At 59.1% G+C, this 15390-nt stretch carries 19 protein-coding genes; all 19 read right to left on the bottom strand.

Annotated elements, in window-relative coordinates; translation table 11 throughout:
- The 19 genes from ACX3YF_RS23205 to ACX3YF_RS23115 all read right to left on the bottom strand — a co-directional run bounded on the left by ACX3YF_RS23205 (nucleotide 1) and on the right by ACX3YF_RS23115 (nucleotide 15389).
- Entirely contained in the window at nucleotides 1–693 is a 693-nt protein-coding gene (locus ACX3YF_RS23205; protein WP_458974364.1) for a phage minor tail protein L, read from the bottom strand.
- Nucleotides 690–1019: a phage tail protein gene (locus tag ACX3YF_RS23200; protein ID WP_454838200.1), complete on the bottom strand. Its 330-nt coding sequence runs from the start codon at nucleotides 1017–1019 to the stop codon at nucleotides 690–692. Before ACX3YF_RS23200 ends, ACX3YF_RS23205 begins: the two co-directional genes overlap by 4 nt.
- Nucleotides 1020–1028: 9 nt before the next feature.
- Nucleotides 1029–4031, bottom strand: a complete 3003-nt coding sequence (locus ACX3YF_RS23195) for a phage tail tape measure protein (protein ID WP_458974363.1) — start codon at nucleotides 4029–4031, stop codon at nucleotides 1029–1031.
- 27 nt (nucleotides 4032–4058) lie between these two features.
- Nucleotides 4059–4328, bottom strand: coding sequence for a DUF1799 domain-containing protein (locus tag ACX3YF_RS23190; protein WP_458974861.1), 270 nt, complete (start codon nucleotides 4326–4328; stop codon nucleotides 4059–4061).
- A 53-nt stretch (nucleotides 4329–4381) separates the two neighbouring features.
- Nucleotides 4382–4762, bottom strand: a complete 381-nt coding sequence (locus ACX3YF_RS23185) for a phage tail assembly chaperone (protein ID WP_458974362.1) — start codon at nucleotides 4760–4762, stop codon at nucleotides 4382–4384.
- Between the two features lie 9 nt (nucleotides 4763–4771).
- On the bottom strand, nucleotides 4772–5431 hold the full coding sequence (locus tag ACX3YF_RS23180) for a phage tail protein (RefSeq protein ID WP_458974361.1): 660 nt from the start codon (nucleotides 5429–5431) through the stop codon (nucleotides 4772–4774).
- A 39-nt stretch (nucleotides 5432–5470) separates the two neighbouring features.
- Nucleotides 5471–5899, bottom strand: a complete 429-nt coding sequence (locus ACX3YF_RS23175; protein ID WP_458974360.1) for a phage tail terminator-like protein — start codon at nucleotides 5897–5899, stop codon at nucleotides 5471–5473.
- Nucleotides 5896–6552 carry a hypothetical protein gene (locus tag ACX3YF_RS23170; protein WP_458974359.1) on the bottom strand — a complete coding sequence of 219 codons (657 nt, stop codon included), beginning with the start codon at nucleotides 6550–6552 and terminating at the stop codon, nucleotides 5896–5898. Before ACX3YF_RS23170 ends, ACX3YF_RS23175 begins: the two co-directional genes overlap by 4 nt.
- Nucleotides 6549–6917, bottom strand: coding sequence for a hypothetical protein (locus ACX3YF_RS23165; RefSeq protein WP_458974358.1), 369 nt, complete (start codon nucleotides 6915–6917; stop codon nucleotides 6549–6551). The genes ACX3YF_RS23170 and ACX3YF_RS23165 overlap by 4 nt, the downstream gene beginning before the upstream one ends.
- 52 nt (nucleotides 6918–6969) lie before the next feature.
- Nucleotides 6970–7296 (bottom strand): helix-turn-helix domain-containing protein, encoded by a 327-nt coding sequence (locus ACX3YF_RS23160; RefSeq protein ID WP_266020347.1) that lies wholly within the window; start codon nucleotides 7294–7296, stop codon nucleotides 6970–6972.
- 91 nt (nucleotides 7297–7387) lie between these two features.
- Entirely contained in the window at nucleotides 7388–7891 is a 504-nt protein-coding gene (locus ACX3YF_RS23155; RefSeq protein WP_458974357.1) for a DnaT-like ssDNA-binding protein, read from the bottom strand.
- A 56-nt stretch (nucleotides 7892–7947) separates the two neighbouring features.
- Nucleotides 7948–8529, bottom strand: coding sequence for a hypothetical protein (locus ACX3YF_RS23150; RefSeq protein WP_458974356.1), 582 nt, complete (start codon nucleotides 8527–8529; stop codon nucleotides 7948–7950).
- A gap of 51 nt (nucleotides 8530–8580) precedes the next feature.
- Entirely contained in the window at nucleotides 8581–9549 is a 969-nt protein-coding gene (locus ACX3YF_RS23145; RefSeq protein WP_458974355.1) for a major capsid protein, read from the bottom strand.
- A 10-nt stretch (nucleotides 9550–9559) separates the two neighbouring features.
- Nucleotides 9560–10267, bottom strand: a complete 708-nt coding sequence (locus ACX3YF_RS23140; RefSeq protein ID WP_458974354.1) for a hypothetical protein — start codon at nucleotides 10265–10267, stop codon at nucleotides 9560–9562.
- 106 nt (nucleotides 10268–10373) lie between these two features.
- Nucleotides 10374–10784 carry a hypothetical protein gene (locus ACX3YF_RS23135; RefSeq protein WP_458974353.1) on the bottom strand — a complete coding sequence of 137 codons (411 nt, stop codon included), beginning with the start codon at nucleotides 10782–10784 and terminating at the stop codon, nucleotides 10374–10376.
- A 71-nt stretch (nucleotides 10785–10855) separates the two neighbouring features.
- Nucleotides 10856–11944: a minor capsid protein gene (locus ACX3YF_RS23130; RefSeq protein ID WP_458974352.1), complete on the bottom strand. Its 1089-nt coding sequence runs from the start codon at nucleotides 11942–11944 to the stop codon at nucleotides 10856–10858.
- Nucleotides 11919–13379, bottom strand: coding sequence for a DUF4055 domain-containing protein (locus ACX3YF_RS23125; RefSeq protein WP_458974351.1), 1461 nt, complete (start codon nucleotides 13377–13379; stop codon nucleotides 11919–11921). Before ACX3YF_RS23125 ends, ACX3YF_RS23130 begins: the two co-directional genes overlap by 26 nt.
- Nucleotides 13379–14866, bottom strand: coding sequence for a terminase (locus ACX3YF_RS23120; protein ID WP_458974350.1), 1488 nt, complete (start codon nucleotides 14864–14866; stop codon nucleotides 13379–13381). The genes ACX3YF_RS23125 and ACX3YF_RS23120 overlap by 1 nt, the downstream gene beginning before the upstream one ends.
- 1 nt (nucleotide 14867) lies before the next feature.
- Nucleotides 14868–15389, bottom strand: coding sequence for a hypothetical protein (locus tag ACX3YF_RS23115; RefSeq protein WP_458974349.1), 522 nt, complete (start codon nucleotides 15387–15389; stop codon nucleotides 14868–14870).
- Nucleotide 15390: the final 1 nt, after the last annotated feature.

Raw genomic sequence — 15390 nt, 5'->3', positions numbered from 1 at the left:
TCAAAGTCTCGGAACGCGGGCAATGCCCGGGAAGCCGCCGAAAGGCAACTCGCCATTCTCGCCAAAACGCTTCTTGCAGCCCCGCAAGGTACGGCTGCACTGATCCTTGGCAGGATCACTGGTTGGGTTGTCGGTATAGTCGGCCACCGGGCCGCCGCCATAACCACACTCACCAGAGCGATAGGCCCACAGGCAAGTGCCGGCCACCACTTGCCGGCGCGGCAGTTTCACGCCCTGCAGGTCGAGCGGTGAGCCAAGCTCGAACTCGATGGCGGTTGGTGTTTCGTTGACCTTGCGCGTAATGATCCAGGTTTCAACCGGGTACTCTTCGGCGGGGTTTGCAGTTGGGTTGCCATCAGCGAAGTTCACCGCATCCAGGTACTTGACCAGCGTTCGGCGGCGCTTGAGCTTTACCCCCAGCAAATCCTCGTATTGCCTGCACAGCGCCGACACCGTTCCGCCGAAGTTACCGACTTGAAGCTGTGGCCGGGCCGGCGATCCTTGACTGGGTGTAGCGAACTCCTGAGCCTTAATCGGCCAGGGTGTATAAACGTTTCCCTGCCACACAACTGACCCAAGCGTTTCGTTCACTCCAGCATGAAAGCGCAGCGTCTGGTCGGGCAACACCAACTCGAAACCCTCCCAAATCACCAGTCCGGTGGCCAGCGAGAGCTGTCCCTGTAACTCGCTCATTCGAACACCTCCTCAAAGGCAGCTGATAGGCTAGATGCGCCATAGGCGATATCGCCGCGCGTCCATTCCCGACAAACAAAAACCCCGGCAGATTGGCCGGGGTGGGTGTAATGGAAGGCTTCGACGGCGCCTCGTGCAGAAAGGAATTCGTCGATTTCCGCGATCACCTTCGTTCTGTTTTTGAAGGTCAAAGAAAACTTGCGCGGCAGACGGTTGATGCCGGACGCCTGCCGCTGCTCATAGCCGTCACCGAACTTGATGACCTTGACGGTCGGAGCAACGGCTTTCGAGGCGTCATAACCCGCTCTCCAGGTGAAAACCTGCATGATTTCTCCTTAGGCGAGTTGCCCGCCGTTACGGCGCTGTCGGGCTATTTCTTGCTGCGCGACAGCCTTCATGGCTTCCGCCAACTTCGCAGGATCGGGGATTGTGCTGGCCCCGTTGTCAGCCGCATCGATGTAGAAAGTCATGGTGATCGGTGTTGCGCAGCTTCCGCCGCGAATACCGAGTCGTCCCTGCGAGTCGCGGGCAAGTGGCACAATCGCCTCAGGCCCAGCCTCACCCATCACGCCAGTCTTGCCACCGGCCATCCCGAAGGCTGTCGGCTTGCTGACAATGCTGTCGGTGAAGGCCCCGCCGTTGGCGAACATTTGCACACCCGACGACCAAGCGCCACCGAGCGCCTGCGGGAAATAGCTGCTGGAGTACCCTGCCTGCGATGCCCCGAGATTCGACGAAACTGCACCAGCTGACCCCGCCGCCAGCCCGTTTCCGGTACCGCTACCAGTGAAATAGCTGGTTGCGGCACCTACCAAGCTGCCTAGCAATGACGAACTAGCCTGACGAGTCGCGATCCGCGCCATGTCCGCCAGAATCGACTTGGTGAAGTCTGCGAACGACGCTTTGCCTGTAATGGCGAAGTTGACCAGCGAATCCTCCATGGAGCTGAAGGCGTTGCCAAACAGGCTTTTAGTCTGGCCGGCAATGTTCCGCGCCGAATCCAAGTAGTTGTCCCAAGCCGCCGTCGCGCCCTTGGTCCAATCGCCCTGGGCGGCTTCCACATCTGCGTAGTTCTGGCGGATCTGGTCGGTAGCCGCCTTGTTCGCATCGGCGAGAGCCTGCGATTTTCGCGTGAACTCCTCCTCCGACATGTTCCGCGACGGATCAGACTTCTGATTTGCCAGTTCCAGCGACTGCCGAGCGAACCGATCCTGTTGGCTGTTCAGCTCACTGTTGAGCGCGTTCTGGCGGTCGCCCTGCCCAACGCCGAGAACGGCTCGCTGCCCTGCCAGTTCCAGCGCTCGCTGCTGCTGAGCCAGCGCCTGAACGTAGGTCGCGATCGCACGCTCTTGTTGGGCGAGACGGCCGGTCTCGTTCGTGGCCAGAACCTCGAGTTGGCTATCCGCGTCCTTCTGCGCCTTTACCATCCCCGCGCGTGCGTCAGCGATCTTCTGGTCCAGTTGGATGCTTTGCGCGGCAGAGGTGGCCTTCTTCGCCTTCGCGGCTTCCAGCGCGGCGATCTCCGCCTCGTAAGCCGCAGTCACCTCGTCGCGCTCGTTGCCGATCAGCGCTTCGCGTTTCAGGGCATAGTCGGCCTGCGAAATAAGCCCGGCCTTCTGCGCCGCATCCAGTTCCTTCTGGGCGTTTTTGTATTCCTCGCTGATGGCTGCGAGATTATTTTTGGCATTGTTGAACCCGGTCAGATCGACCTGCGTGCCACCGGCTTTCGGATCCTTGAACTGGTCGTTGATGTTCGCCAGGTTCTTGTCGATTGTCGCCTGATTCAGCCGCGGATCGTTTGGCGACACTTTGCGGATGTCTTCGAGCTGCCGCTTGTACTCCTTGATCGCCTCAGTGCGCTTCTGCTCATTCGTCCACGCCGACTTGGTCAGGGAGTCGACCTTTCCCATGGCGGTAACAGCATCTTGCTGGGCTTTCGCCTGCTCCCCTTCCCACTTGGCGATATCAGCTTCCGCCGCCTTCTGGTCCTCCAGCATGTTGAGACGATTCTGGTAGAGATCGATCATCTCCTGCTTGTTCTGGAACAGACCAACATTGCCCGACTGGGCCGATTCCAGGTTGCGCCGAGCCTGCTCGATATCGGCGTTGATATCCGGCCGGCCAATGTTCTTTAAGTTGTCCGCTGCACGCGCAACTGCGTTGTAGCCTTTCTCCCAGAAACTCAGGTTTTCCAGAATGTGCGGCGTACGCTCGTTGATCGCGTCGGCATACTGCTCGGTCGCCAGTTTCACGGCGCCGGCGTGGTCGCCCTGCTTCTCCAGTGCAGCAATCTGCGAGTAAACCGAGGCCGTGAGGTAGTGGTACTGCTCATTCAGCGCAGCGGACGCCTTAACCGGGTCGTCGGCCAGTTTAGAGAACTCGGCAACCGTCTCGCTTACGGCCTTGCCGGTCGCTTCCTGCATCGACACAGCGGCTTGGGTGATGCCGGTGAAACTTTCGCCGGCGATTTTGCCATTGCCCGCCAGCAGCGCCAGTACCTCAGCAGCCTGCCCAGTGGTGCCCACTGTTGCGCTGACCTGGCGCGCCATATCGCCAAGTTGCGCGGCACTCACGCCGGCGAAGTTGCCGGTCAGGATCAGAGACTTGTTGTAGCTGTCCTGCTCCTCGCTGCCTTTGTAAAAAGCGTATGCCAGCCCACCCACGGCTGCGGTAGCGAGCGCGAGTGGGCCGAGGATAGCGAGCAACCCAGCGGCGCCCTCACCCGCATCGGCGCCCAATTGAGCGACCGCACGAACACCGCTGCCCCAGTCTCCCGTGGACAACGCATTTCCCAACTGAACGACGTTTTCCTGTGCCTGACGGGTGCCGAGGCGCAGCTTGTCGAAGGCGGTGGTGGTTTTGTTGAGTTTGTCGTAGTCCTTGTCGATCTTGCTGAGGGCCGAGTTGTACTCGTCCTGGCTGATCCGACCGGCATCCATATGCTTGCCCAGCTGCTCGACTTGGGTGTCCAGTTTCGCCAGCGCGGCGCGGGCCGGGTCAATTGCCCCCAACAAGCTATTCAGCGCCTTCTGCTCGTCCATGGCCGACTTGGCCAGCGCCACCTGCTGCTTATCGAGCTGTGCTGAGATCTTCGCTGCCTCAGCCTCGCCATAGGCGCCGGTCTTGGTCAGCTTCGCCAACGCATCACGCTGTTTGGCGAGGTCCTGCGTGGTCTTGGCACTGGTAGAAAGAGACTTCTCCAGCGCCTGCATTTCGTTCATCAGCGAAACGGCGGACTGCTCGGCCCGGCCGCCGGCCTTCGCCATCTCATCCAGACTCGTTTTAGCCTGGATTGCATCGGCCGAGTCGATCTTGACGCCGAGTTCTGCAATGTTCATCGACTCACCTTGAATAAGTGCCCGTGGTTACGGGCTGTTTTCCCTTTCCTCCGCCATGACGCGCAGGGCTTCGCCTTCCAGCACCTGCAGGTCAGGAAAGATTTCAGCGAGTTTCTTTTTCTTGATGCCGAGGAAACCGGCTACGTCGCGAATGCAGTTGTAATCCAAGCCGACAGCGCCGCCGGGGCCGGCCCGCCACTGCGTGGACATTCGGTTGAACAACAGAAAGACCGGCCAATTGCATGGCCAGATCTCGACATCCTCATCCAACATATCGGCAGCCGTCAGCCCGAGAATTGCCAACTGCTCAGCAGATGGGCCGCTTTCGTACAACGCCTTGGCTGCCGCCCTCAGTTTCCCAGGCGAGCCTGGTTGAATGCACTCTGGTAGGCACTCACGACCGCCTCAGCGGTACCCTGACAGGACTTAACAAGGGCAAGGATGCTCTTGTCATCGAACTTGTCATCGAAGCCCCAACCAGCGACCAGATCCTTGACCTGCTGCACTTGATACTCGGTTTCGGCCGCAACGACATCCGATAGCGTGGCACCCTTACCGAATCCCTCGCGCATTTCCTTCGCCTTCAAATTCCACTCGTCGAACAGAGCGGCGAGCCCCGGGCGATCGCGATACTTGAAGGTGAACTCGATTGCCTCGGGCTCACACCCAACAATTGGTATGTGCACGAATGCCTTGAACGTAGGGTTCTGGGCGATCCTGATCTTTGCCATGGGAAATCCTTATGCGCCGGCCAAATAGCGGAGCGAACGAGCCGAAAGCCCGATGCTGATGGTTCGGGTCATTACGTTGTTGCGCTCCATGGTCGGATCAGGAGTGATGCTCACATAACCCGGGTACAGGATCTGATCGCCGTTCCGCAACTTCATGCGCACCACGGCAAGCTCTTTGGTGTCGTCGAACCCTTCGACAGTCTCGACGTATTGAGCGGTTGGCTGATCCTCTACCACGATGGTGATCGTGGTTGGGTTGCGGTTGGTTGGAAACTGCTTGTCATCGTCATCTTCCAGGTACCCGACAGTTTGATACTGCTGCTCGCCGCCGGAGGAGGTGAAAGAAGTGACTTTCGAGATTTGCGTCCATCCGGACACAGGAATCACAGAGCCAGCGCCTGCGCCGACGGTGTATTTGTCAGTGTTGGTCGTGTTGAGACCAGTCAAAGCAAAAGCATCGGCGGCGATGCCAGATGCCTTCACTGCGCGATCATTGATCAGCGCCCAACCAGAATTGATCAGCAGGACATCGCCGTTTTCAATGCTGTGCCCTACAGAGGCAGCGACTGGTGGCTTCGCATTGGTCAGAGCCGTGAAAGCAACGGCGGGCCCCATAACGCTGGCGATCTCCAGCACAGCGCCATTCGGCAGCGGGAAGCGTGCGGACATGGTGTATTTCCTCTTTGATGCCCGCCTGGCGGCGGTAGGTTATGCCCCAGCGGGCGGTTGGTCTGCGACACCCACATAGGTGAAGCTGGCCGGGACCGTGTAGGTCGCCGACTCTGTGATAGTTGGGCCCTGATCTACTGGTTCAGTGATGAGGCCATCGAACCCGTCGCGGGAAAGTGGCGTGTCTACGCGGAAAAGGCGTGTCAGCTCTTCAACAAGAGTCTCTGCGGTGGCCATGGCCTGAGCAGACGGACAAACGATGCTGATCTGATAGACGCCGGTGTACTCGTAGGCGTCCCCACCGAGATAGCGGCAGGTAGTGCTGGCTGGAAGCTGGAAAGCCCTGAGATAGGTTTCAGATGGATTCGGTGTGAATGGCTGATTCGAGTAGGCCACTCGTATCGGGCGCGCGGCTGACCATGCAGCCAGCTTCGTTTCGATGGCCTGACGGGCACGTGCGTGACTCATACCTGATTGTTCCTGATGGCCTCCTGCACGATCTGCTGGAAGCGAGCCACGGTTACCCGGACCATGCCGCCAGGGGCCTGCGTGGAATGACCGAACTCAAGCGGGATCGCATAGGGCAAGTTGTTGATGATGTAGGCGATCTGGCCGGCGGTGAAGTCGCTCATCGCGGCGACCAAAGCGGCGACAGTCTCGGCGCCGCTCGGGTCAACCTCGTCGAAGGTGACGCTCTCGACTACGCCCAGCGAAATGTGCCAGTTCGCGCGGAACCGGCCGCCGACGTAATCCTTTCCTGCCACAAGACCGTTCACGTTGAAGTTCTGGTCGCGCTCGGTCTTTGTCAGGGTTTTGGCGTACTTCACACCCTTTCGCAGCTTGCCAGCTTTGGTGAAGTTCGATTCATTAAGATTGATGATTGTGTTGCGGACCGCGACTTTGAAGTCATAGTCGTCGGCCGCCCGGGTGTTCGCCTCACGGTGAGCGACGTTTGCGGCCCAGATCTCCGGGTTACCCACGGGAGACATGCGGATCAGGCTGCTGCCGACCTCGATGATGATCTCGCGCACACTGGCGTCGATGGCTTCGCTGGTCTGAGCGGCGAACTCAGCCAGGCTAAGGGCGAAGCTGCCGGACTGGCCGGCGCCTGCCCGGCTCATGACCGCACCTGCAGCTCATAGAGGATCGGCGTCCCGGCGGGATTCACCTCTTTCAACGGCGGCACAATTGACCAGGTGCGCCCCTGAATGATCACCTTGTTCAGCAGACCCGGAACCCACCCCAACCCCTGCGCGGCGATCTTCAGTTTCTTGTCGCCCTGCTTGATGAGGCTGTTGTTCTGGAATTCCTGACCGGTGAAGTCGAGCAGAATACCCTGGGCAATTTGCTCAACGGTTGCGCCTGGCGCTTCGCCGCCCGTCTCAGGATCGTACTCGCCCGGCTCCGTCTTTCTGATGGTTACGGGCTGGCCGAACTCTGTGATCATCTCCAGAGCCATCACGGCCATTTCGTCGTAGAAGGCCATGAGCACCTCATAAAAAAAGCCCGCGCAAGGCGGGCTTGAATGACTGGGAACGTTATTCGCTTGCGAGCGTGACCTTGGCGAAACCGCGCTTTTTCAGCTCTTCAATAATCTCCTCTACAGACGCCTCACCCAAAGCAATCTCGGTGAAATCATCTTGGATGATTGCCTCCAGTTCGCTTTCGTTTACCTCAGCGAACAGCGCTTTGTTCAGCTTTGCCCATGTGCTCATTTCTGGACTGTGCATGCCACGCTCATAGCGGCCCGCCATCACATTCGAAATATCAGCAGCGATAGAAAGCTCCGCCTGAGTCATTCCAGCCGCCTTGCGAGCGTTACGTAGAGCCTCTGGGAAACTTTTGTGCTTAGGATTAGGTAGCATGTGGACGCCTCTCGTTGGTTTATGCATACACAATACATCACCAATGAGTAGCGAGAAAGTATCATTTAGAGCACAGCATGATCTTTTTAGGTCATGACCGAACAGCAAACAATCCCCGACGATGTAGATAATCCGCAAACTGCGTCGCGCTCGGCCGGTCCGGCGCCGCTGGCAACAAGCGATTGCTGGTGCTCGGGATCGCTGCATACTGCCGCGTCACCGCCCCCTCAACACGATCAAGCAGCACTGCCCCTTTGCGCTTCTCCACCGGGTCGATGTCGTCCTGATGAATCTCCGCGGCCAGGGCCATCTGGCCGTACTGGATGCGCGCCGGCAGGTAATTGTCGGGCTTGATCTCGTGATCCAGCAGTACTTCCCGGCGCGGCCAGGACAGGGCCTGCTCGCTATTGGTCTTGCGCCCTTTCCACGTCATGCCATCCATTGCCAGCGCAGCCCGGCGCAGCAGCGCTTCCTGTGCTGGCACATCTGGCGGGATGGTCACGCCGAACTTCACGGCGTACATAGCCAGATCCTCGGCGGATGCGTAGCTTTCGGCGTCAGGCTTGCCGGTACCGTCCTCGATGATGAGAGTCATGATCAGCTCGCTGTGGTGTTCTTGATCGGATGCCGCGTTGCCGGGCACCCGGATTATTACGCCTGCTGCAGGTCAGCAACTGACTTTTCCAGCGATTCTACCGAAGCGTTCGCCCGATACGTCACGTTGGCGGCGTCCAGTTTCGCTTTGAGACCAGCGATCTTTTCGGCATTGTCGACCGGCTCTGCCGCAGCCTGCAGGCGCGAGACTTCGGCGCGAAGCAATTCGGCCTCGCTCGCCAGGTTGTCGCGCTCGCTCGTGAGGGTTTCGAAACCCTCGTGAATCGCTTTCAGCGCACCGAACAAGCGGATTGGCAGTTCGCCGGCGCCCGGATGCTCCAGCTCCGACAGACCCTCGGCGGCGTCGATCAGCAGCACGATGCCGTCACGCTCTGCGTTCAAATTGCCGATCAGCTCCTGCAATGCAGCGCCGTCAACAGCCGCGCTGTCGGCGATCAGCAGCGCCGGCGCTGAATCAACCTGTCGCACCGTCACCTCCGGCACATCATCGGCCTCACCCTCGCGGCTTTCGGTGACATTCGCGTCGATGATTCGGAGGCCGCGCTCCTTCGCCAGGCCTTTCACGTCCTCCAGATACTGATGGAACGGACCAGGCAGGTACCAGATTTTATTGCTCATGATTGCATCTCCGCCAAGCCGGGCAAACGTCCCGGTTCGGACATCATGGGGTTACTTGGAAGCGTCACCGATCAGAGCAACACCGGCGGTGTGCTTGATACTGGTGGCGGTCTTGTCCCAGTTGGTGCCGGTGGCAATCTCGGCATCGGTCGGCGACTTGCCGCCGTTGGTTTGATCCCAGGTGTAACCCTTCAGGCCCAGACCGAAGGAGTAGTCGACCTGAATAGTGGTCTCGATGCGCTCTTTGCCGTTGGAGGTATCAACGTTCGATACCTGATCGCGGTTGTCGTGCACCAACGCAGCGCCGGACACCAGAGACAGGATGATTTCCTTGTTTGGAGTGCCAGCCTGCATCAGCGCCGGCGCGTCGGTGACTACGGTCACCTTGCCCAGGATATCGACGACGCGGACGTTGCCGGCGACGAACAGGTTGGTCGAGTTGGCAATGGCCTGGCCGACCAGCTTGTGCCATGTGGTGCCCTGCATGACTTGAGCAACCAGCGATTGGCTCGCATCACCGAACTTCGCGTGCGCATTGTTCAGACCGGACTGGGTGATACCCGCCGTGGCCGAAACATCGTTCACAGCTGCCGATTGAGCGGTAATCGCTGCCACCAGCGCCGCGATCGCAGTATTCAGTTCATCCTTGAGCAGGATTTCGGCGAAGGCGCGCGAGGCGACCTCAATGCCCTGCACTGTAGGACGCTGCAGCCAGCTCATCTGAGCAGGTTCGTAGCGGATCGGGCCGAAGCCGCCAGCGATTTTGACCGACGAGTTCTTCAGTTCGGTCAGGTCGGTGATTGGTGCCGCGCCGTTGGCGGCGTAGCGATCAACGCGGCGCTGAGCAGCGGCCAAGGTCTGGAAAAACGACTCTTGGAGGAAATCGCCGGTGAAGCCTTCCGCCGAGATGATGATCGCGCCATTGCTGGCAGCGTTGAACGCAGCAGTCATCTGATCCAGCGTTTCGAGTGTCGCCGGCATGATGTACTGGTTGAAGACCTGCATTTGAGACAGGGACATGAGCTATTCCTTACGATTGAGGGAGATCTGGAAACTTGTCGGCAATTGCCGCAGTGCGTTCCGTTTTAGTGCCGCCGATATTTCCTTTCGGGGCCCCGCCCCCACCACCTGCACCGTTGGCCCCGCCACCCGATGCCTTGCTACCCGCGATCAATGGCGCGAACGCCACGTCGTTTGCGAATTCTGCTTTCAGCTCATCCAGCGTTGCAGCCGAGAGCTTGCCCTGTGCGTCAAGAACGACCACAACAGGCTTCCCGTCGCGCTGCTCGACGCTCAGGCGGCGCTCGATGTGCGGCAACAGGGCTTTTGCGCTGCCTGGAATCGCCAAGGCGGACGCGATATCGGTAGCAGTACGGCCTACAGTCAGATCCCGGATCTGAGTGCTCAGCGTTCCACGCTCCTGCTCCAACATGCCGTTCAGCTCAGCTTCGCGGCGGTTGTATTTTTCAGACCAGGACTTTTCGAGCTCTTCGACGTTGCCGGACTTGCGGGCGAGTTCTTCACGCTCAAGTCGCGCCGCTTCTTCCGCTTCCCGCGCCTTCTTCTCGGCGGCTTTCTTCTCACCGAGCAGTTCATCGACCTTTGCCTTCAGGCCCGAAACATCCTCAGGTTGTGGCAAACCTTCAATGCCGAGTACGAACTTGCCGTCTTTCTCGGTGTAAAGAGCGCGCACGGATTCATCGACACCGTCCAGGCTGTCCAGTTGGAATTTCAGCATTTGTTGTCTCCCAGAGACGTTGGTGCAGGCCCTGCCTGCGGGCATAAAAAAACCCGCCGAGGCGGGTTCAAATAACTCTGATTTTTAGAAAGTCACTGCGTGACCTTTACAGCCTCACATGGACTGTCTCGCCAAATTTTTTTAGCGCAGAATTAAGATCCATGACGTTTCGCGCTACAAAGTAAATTTCAATGCCTGGTCGCCACGCCCCTGCTATTAGAAGCGCATATCCGTATTTGGCGCAGAGTTCCTTCACAATTTCCGGGCTGTCTTCAAGCCCTGCTGCGTATGGCAGAGAGACAATTTCCACCAATTGACCGTATTTAGCTGATTTGACTTGCGTGCGGCTGAACACGAGTCGAAAAGTGTCCAGAAAGAAACCGCTCCAAGCTTTAGCCATTTCTTCAACAAGTGGATAGATCTCGCCATCCCCCAGCCACTGCTGATCAATGCAGCAATATGCTTGAACAACCTTCGCCAACTTCTCCGGTGATGCCTTTGGCTTCTCTGCTTCCATGTGACTCTCCTGCCTGTCTGAAGTGCAGATTGAATCTAATGCCCCTCAACAATTAAGGGAACACTTTAGTTTCAAAGTAGCCCGGCCTGCTCAAACGCTAGAGGCTCAAGAGCCTTCATCTGGACGAGAGTCAGAGGTGAAAAGTTGCGATCAAGCTGCAGCTCGGCAAATCGCTCAATGCTCAGTCCGCCTTCACGGAACAGCTTCGCCCGGACCGGGCCGATAGCCCTATCCTGAAACGCCGCCGGCTGTTGCTTGAGCCAGTCGTAGTAGCTGAGGTCTGCCCTCACCTGCTGAGCGCCGCTGTCACCGATGGAAGCCCGCGTAGCGTCCTTGGCGAACAAGGCGTTGAAGCGCGTCACCGCCACCACCGTCGAGCGACAGTTGATGTGGATCGGCGGCCTCGGCCCCTCGGTCAGCTTGAACCGGCGCTTATCGAGCGTGCGGCACTGGCTGGTTGTCTTCGAATCCAAGGTGCTGACCCACTCCACCGACGGCACGACATCGGAGTTCGCTTTCAGCGTCTCCATGCGTGCCTGGGTGGCGACGTGCTGCACCGCCGTCCGCACGATCGCGCCAGCGTTGCGGTTGGTCGTAGCCAGGATTCCGTCGTTGTACTGGAGCGCCTTAGTGCCGCGAATGTTCTTGATGATCTGGAAGTTGGTCTGGCCTTCGAAGAAGCCCTGTCTGATCGCGCCTGTGAGGCGTTGCCGCTCGGCGCTAGTAAAGCCATCAATGAACGACTTGAGCAGCTTCCCGCCGTCGGCGCCGCGCACGCTGAGCGGATTGGTGAGGATCGCCGCCCTGATTGCAGCAGCGCCTGGCACCGCCGCGTCGAAGGTGACGCCCACCGGTGCCGCCCGGGTCAGGCTGGTCGCTTCAAACTCGGCCTCGTAGTTGGCGATATCCACCAAGTCGAGGTTCAGCTTCTCGCTGTACCGGTCAAAGATGCCTAGCAGCAGGCTATCGACTTCGCTTAGCAGCCGCTCCAACCGAGCGACGGTGTAATCCGTCAGATCTGCCCGGGTCAGCCGCTCACGAATCGAGCGGTCGATCTCCTTGAGGAAAGGCCCGAACTTCGCGACCTCTCCCGACTTCAGTTGCTCGAGGAACACGGCATGCCGAATCGTGGCATCAAGGATCGCTTGGTTTGCCGCCATTCGGGATTACCTCGTCGTCATCCAGGTCGGGACCGGGATTCTCGGTTTCCAGTTCATCGCGGATCTGGTCGTCGGTCTTTTCTGGATCGATAACCCCGCGATCGCGCAGGTACTGCCAGAAGTCGCCCGCCGGCAGCTTGCCGCCCTGCACTGCATTGAACAGTGCGGAAAGGATCGTCGCGTCCAGGGTGATCTGACTGAAGTCCTGATTGAGTTTGTAGAGGGTTTCGCCCGGAGCATTCACAAACTCGGCCATCCAGATCAGGCACTGGCTGTAGGCCTCGCTGACGTTGCTCACCACCAACGACAAGACGCTGTGTTCGGCGGCGCTGTCGTTGTCAGCCTGGGTCGCGGTCTTCACCGCGCTACCCCGTTCGATCAGCCGGGCGCCGAGCGACACCATGTCCTCTTTCTTGGCGTCCATGGCCTCCTTGACGAGAGTGTTCGGTTCAGGCTGAGCAAAGCCGCACGAACCGTTGGCCGGGAGCGTCAGGGGCGCCCGAGAGCCAACATAGATACCGTTCGCTTCCAAGTGATCGCGCCAGGCTTCATCAAGCCCGGATATCCAGAATTGTGGCTGTCCGGAGAACCACACCGAGTCCTCGTAGTCCGCACTGTTGCAATAGTGGCCGATGTTGAGTACGGCCATGTCGTACAGCGGCGAATCGTCGATGCTGGTGTCGTTGTTCTCGCTGCCCAGGAACTGGAAAGGGATCAACTTCCAAGGCTGCCCAAGGCCATTCAATGGCGTGAAAGGCGGAATGATCATTGCCGTCTCACTGCTGCCCTCTTGCCAGACCTCCTGCGTGTAAAGACCGGCGTCGTCCAGGCGCAGCACTCGATATTGCACAACCCGCTCACTGCCGAAGCCGTCATCGGTGTCGATGTCCACCTCTTCGCGCAAGACAACCAGGCTCAGCAGGTGCTGCCCCCCAACCTTGCGAGTCTTCCAGTTCCTGATGGACTCGGCCGGGTAGCTGGCAACACTCGCCCGAGCACGGCCTGCTTGCTCGTCGGCCTTACTCACGGTGCCGGCCTTGACGGCGGCGTAGTCCACCAGGAGCCCGTGACGCCCGACTTCGAGCAAATGCCCGATAACCGATTGGGACTGCTGGTAAATACTGACGCCCTGCCCGTCGATGTCCTTCGATACGTAGTCGAGAGCGCGGGGGACGGTCAGCGTTGGCCAGGTGCGGAACACCGCGCCCACTAGGCTGTGCTTCGTCCGGCCGGTGGCGTTGTAGAACACGGCACGCTGCTTGTAACCCTTGTACCGCTCGACGTTCTCTTGGCTGATATCGTGCGGATTAGGCTTTGGCAAATAAACGTCGCCGCGAGCTTTGACCGTTTCGGATCCCTTGCACACGTCGCGCACCAGCCGCCAACGGGACTGTGCCGCGTCGTATTCCGGGCGGGTGTAGGTGACGTCTGCCATTAGCGTGCGAATCCCATTTTGATTGATTTGACCGGCTTCCTTGCGCTCTGGGCGACAGCGAAGTACCGGAATGCATCGGCCGGGTGAGACGACCAATCGTGAAGGGGTTTGTCCTTCCAGCACCCACGCTTGTCGTCCCACTCCTTGCGGTAACTCTCCAAGGCGGTGATGCCTTCCTCGCACTTGGCTTCGTCGAAAGCGCATTTAGGAAGTATCTCGCGGGCCTGCTCGATGCCTTCGTCGATACCGAGCTTCGGCACCACCTGGAACGTCATCGAGTAGCGCTGACCGTCGATCTCGTAGCCCTCTCGGGCGAGCTCTCGGCGGGTCTTGCCATCGCTGCCGAATTCGCGGTTATCGATGTCGTGGGGGCCCCAGTGCTCGGCGTAGGTGTAACCTCGATCCTTAAGCACCTTCATGTAGTGCCGCAGGCCTTCCCCGCTGTTCTGGTAGAAGTCGATGACGTGGTATTCGTCGCCAACGATCCGGACGAACCAGATTGCCGTGGAGTCGCCGACACCGATGTCCCAGAACGTGTGAACCGGCAAGTGACTGTTGTCTGGCAGCTTGCCGATACGCTGGGCCGCATACAGCTTGGTGAACTGCTTGGCGTAGTAGGCACCCTCGATCGTCTGTTGGAATGCTTCGGCAGGTATCGATGGGTATTCGCGTTTCATGTCTTCGCCGAGGGTTTTTTCCTTGGCGCTATACCAGGCGCGCTGGCCTGGGTTTGTGACGATGCGGTGCTTGGCGGCCAGGTCATCGAAGTACTTGGTCAGCCGGTCCGGGATGACGACGTCGGTCGAATCCAGCCAGTACAGCGGGTTGCGCCACCAGCTGAAGAAAAAGAACTTCCAGTCCAGCAGGCCCAGGGGCACGCCGGCCATTTGCTGCTTCTCTGCAGACTGGCTGTAGTCGAAGAAATATCCGGCCCGACCTTCTGCTGTCGACTCGATGGTGACGAAGCATTCAGCGGCCACTGCTTCAAAGGCGCCGGTGACGATCTCCCGCGCCTTGTGCGGGAATTTAGCGCAGATCTTCCCGAACTCGGAAACGTGCAGGTAACGCAGCGTGCCGCCGCGGAATGAGGTCGAGACATAGAGCGAGCCGCCCTTACTGAACACCAACTCTCCGGCAGCGTCATTGCGTGCCGGGTTAACTGCCCTGATCTCCTTGGGCAAATTGTCGTAGGCGTACTTGACCTTCTCCCGGAACAGGCGCTTGGCGTCCGTCAGGGTGTGAGCGATCAGCGCGCACTTAGCAGCCTCGAACAGCGCAGCATCCAGCTGGACGATACAGACCAGCGTAGTGAAGCCCAGCTGCCTCGCCTTGAGGATGATGTTTCTGGTGTGCATGCCCTGGAAGTAGTCGATCTGCTCCTGCGTCATGCGGAAGCGGACTTTCTTGCCGTTCTTGTCGGTGATCCAGTAGAGATTGTTCAGGCGCCAGAACCGATCCCTGAGCAGCTTCAAGTGCTCGGGCTTCATGTCAGGCTTCCTTCGATAGTTCGTCCATCAGTGCAGCTAGGTCGCTGACTGTCTTGTCACCGGTCTCAGTGTCGAGGTTGTAGGCCTGGCGCTCACCCTTGATGACCTTGAGCTGAGCATCAACACCAGCGTTCAAGGAGCGGGCGAAGTCGCCGGCGTTGTCCGGGTTCACTTCCATGCCCGCGAGTACAGTGCTGAGCTTATCGGCAATGCCGCGCCACTGAGCCAGTCCCGAACGATGAGCCAGAATAACGGCCGCAGCCTGGTCGGACGCCTCTTCGATAATCTCGGCATCGGTAACCACTTTCGACTGGTTACTTTTGGTGGTTACCGCCGTGGTTACTTTCTGCTTGGTTGCCGCACGAACCTGATCAGTCAGGTCCCGCTTCCAATCTTCTTTCTTTGCTCGCTTCAGGATGGTGGCGTGGTTTACACCATGCGACTCACCTATCGCGCGAACTGAAAGCAACCCGGCCCGGTAGGCACGTTCGATTGCCTCCCAGTCGGGTTGCTTCAGAGTCATA

The organism is Pseudomonas fluorescens group sp. PF-69 (assembly GCF_054481235.1).
Note: the sequence above shows the minus strand (reverse complement) of the source record. Positions and strands in the feature narration are given on the sequence as shown.

Bases quoted from the DNA above. Each gene is read 5' to 3' on its own strand.
- ACX3YF_RS23205 (WP_458974364.1), bottom strand. From the start codon at position 693: ATGAGCGAGTTACAGGGACAGCTCTCGCTGGCCACCGGACTGGTGATT.
- ACX3YF_RS23200 (WP_454838200.1), bottom strand. From the start codon at position 1,019: ATGCAGGTTTTCACCTGGAGAGCGGGTTATGACGCCTCGAAAGCCGTT.
- ACX3YF_RS23195 (WP_458974363.1), bottom strand. From the start codon at position 4,031: ATGAACATTGCAGAACTCGGCGTCAAGATCGACTCGGCCGATGCAATC.
- ACX3YF_RS23185 (WP_458974362.1), bottom strand. From the start codon at position 4,762: ATGGCAAAGATCAGGATCGCCCAGAACCCTACGTTCAAGGCATTCGTG.
- ACX3YF_RS23180 (WP_458974361.1), bottom strand. From the start codon at position 5,431: ATGTCCGCACGCTTCCCGCTGCCGAATGGCGCTGTGCTGGAGATCGCC.
- ACX3YF_RS23175 (WP_458974360.1), bottom strand. From the start codon at position 5,899: ATGAGTCACGCACGTGCCCGTCAGGCCATCGAAACGAAGCTGGCTGCA.
- ACX3YF_RS23170 (WP_458974359.1), bottom strand. From the start codon at position 6,552: ATGAGCCGGGCAGGCGCCGGCCAGTCCGGCAGCTTCGCCCTTAGCCTG.
- ACX3YF_RS23165 (WP_458974358.1), bottom strand. From the start codon at position 6,917: ATGGCCTTCTACGACGAAATGGCCGTGATGGCTCTGGAGATGATCACA.
- ACX3YF_RS23160 (WP_266020347.1), bottom strand. From the start codon at position 7,296: ATGCTACCTAATCCTAAGCACAAAAGTTTCCCAGAGGCTCTACGTAAC.
- ACX3YF_RS23155 (WP_458974357.1), bottom strand. From the start codon at position 7,891: ATGACTCTCATCATCGAGGACGGTACCGGCAAGCCTGACGCCGAAAGC.
- ACX3YF_RS23150 (WP_458974356.1), bottom strand. From the start codon at position 8,529: ATGAGCAATAAAATCTGGTACCTGCCTGGTCCGTTCCATCAGTATCTG.
- ACX3YF_RS23145 (WP_458974355.1), bottom strand. From the start codon at position 9,549: ATGTCCCTGTCTCAAATGCAGGTCTTCAACCAGTACATCATGCCGGCG.
- ACX3YF_RS23140 (WP_458974354.1), bottom strand. From the start codon at position 10,267: ATGCTGAAATTCCAACTGGACAGCCTGGACGGTGTCGATGAATCCGTG.
- ACX3YF_RS23135 (WP_458974353.1), bottom strand. From the start codon at position 10,784: ATGGAAGCAGAGAAGCCAAAGGCATCACCGGAGAAGTTGGCGAAGGTT.
- ACX3YF_RS23130 (WP_458974352.1), bottom strand. From the start codon at position 11,944: ATGGCGGCAAACCAAGCGATCCTTGATGCCACGATTCGGCATGCCGTG.
- ACX3YF_RS23125 (WP_458974351.1), bottom strand. From the start codon at position 13,379: ATGGCAGACGTCACCTACACCCGCCCGGAATACGACGCGGCACAGTCC.
- ACX3YF_RS23120 (WP_458974350.1), bottom strand. From the start codon at position 14,866: ATGAAGCCCGAGCACTTGAAGCTGCTCAGGGATCGGTTCTGGCGCCTG.
- ACX3YF_RS23115 (WP_458974349.1), bottom strand. From the start codon at position 15,389: ATGACTCTGAAGCAACCCGACTGGGAGGCAATCGAACGTGCCTACCGG.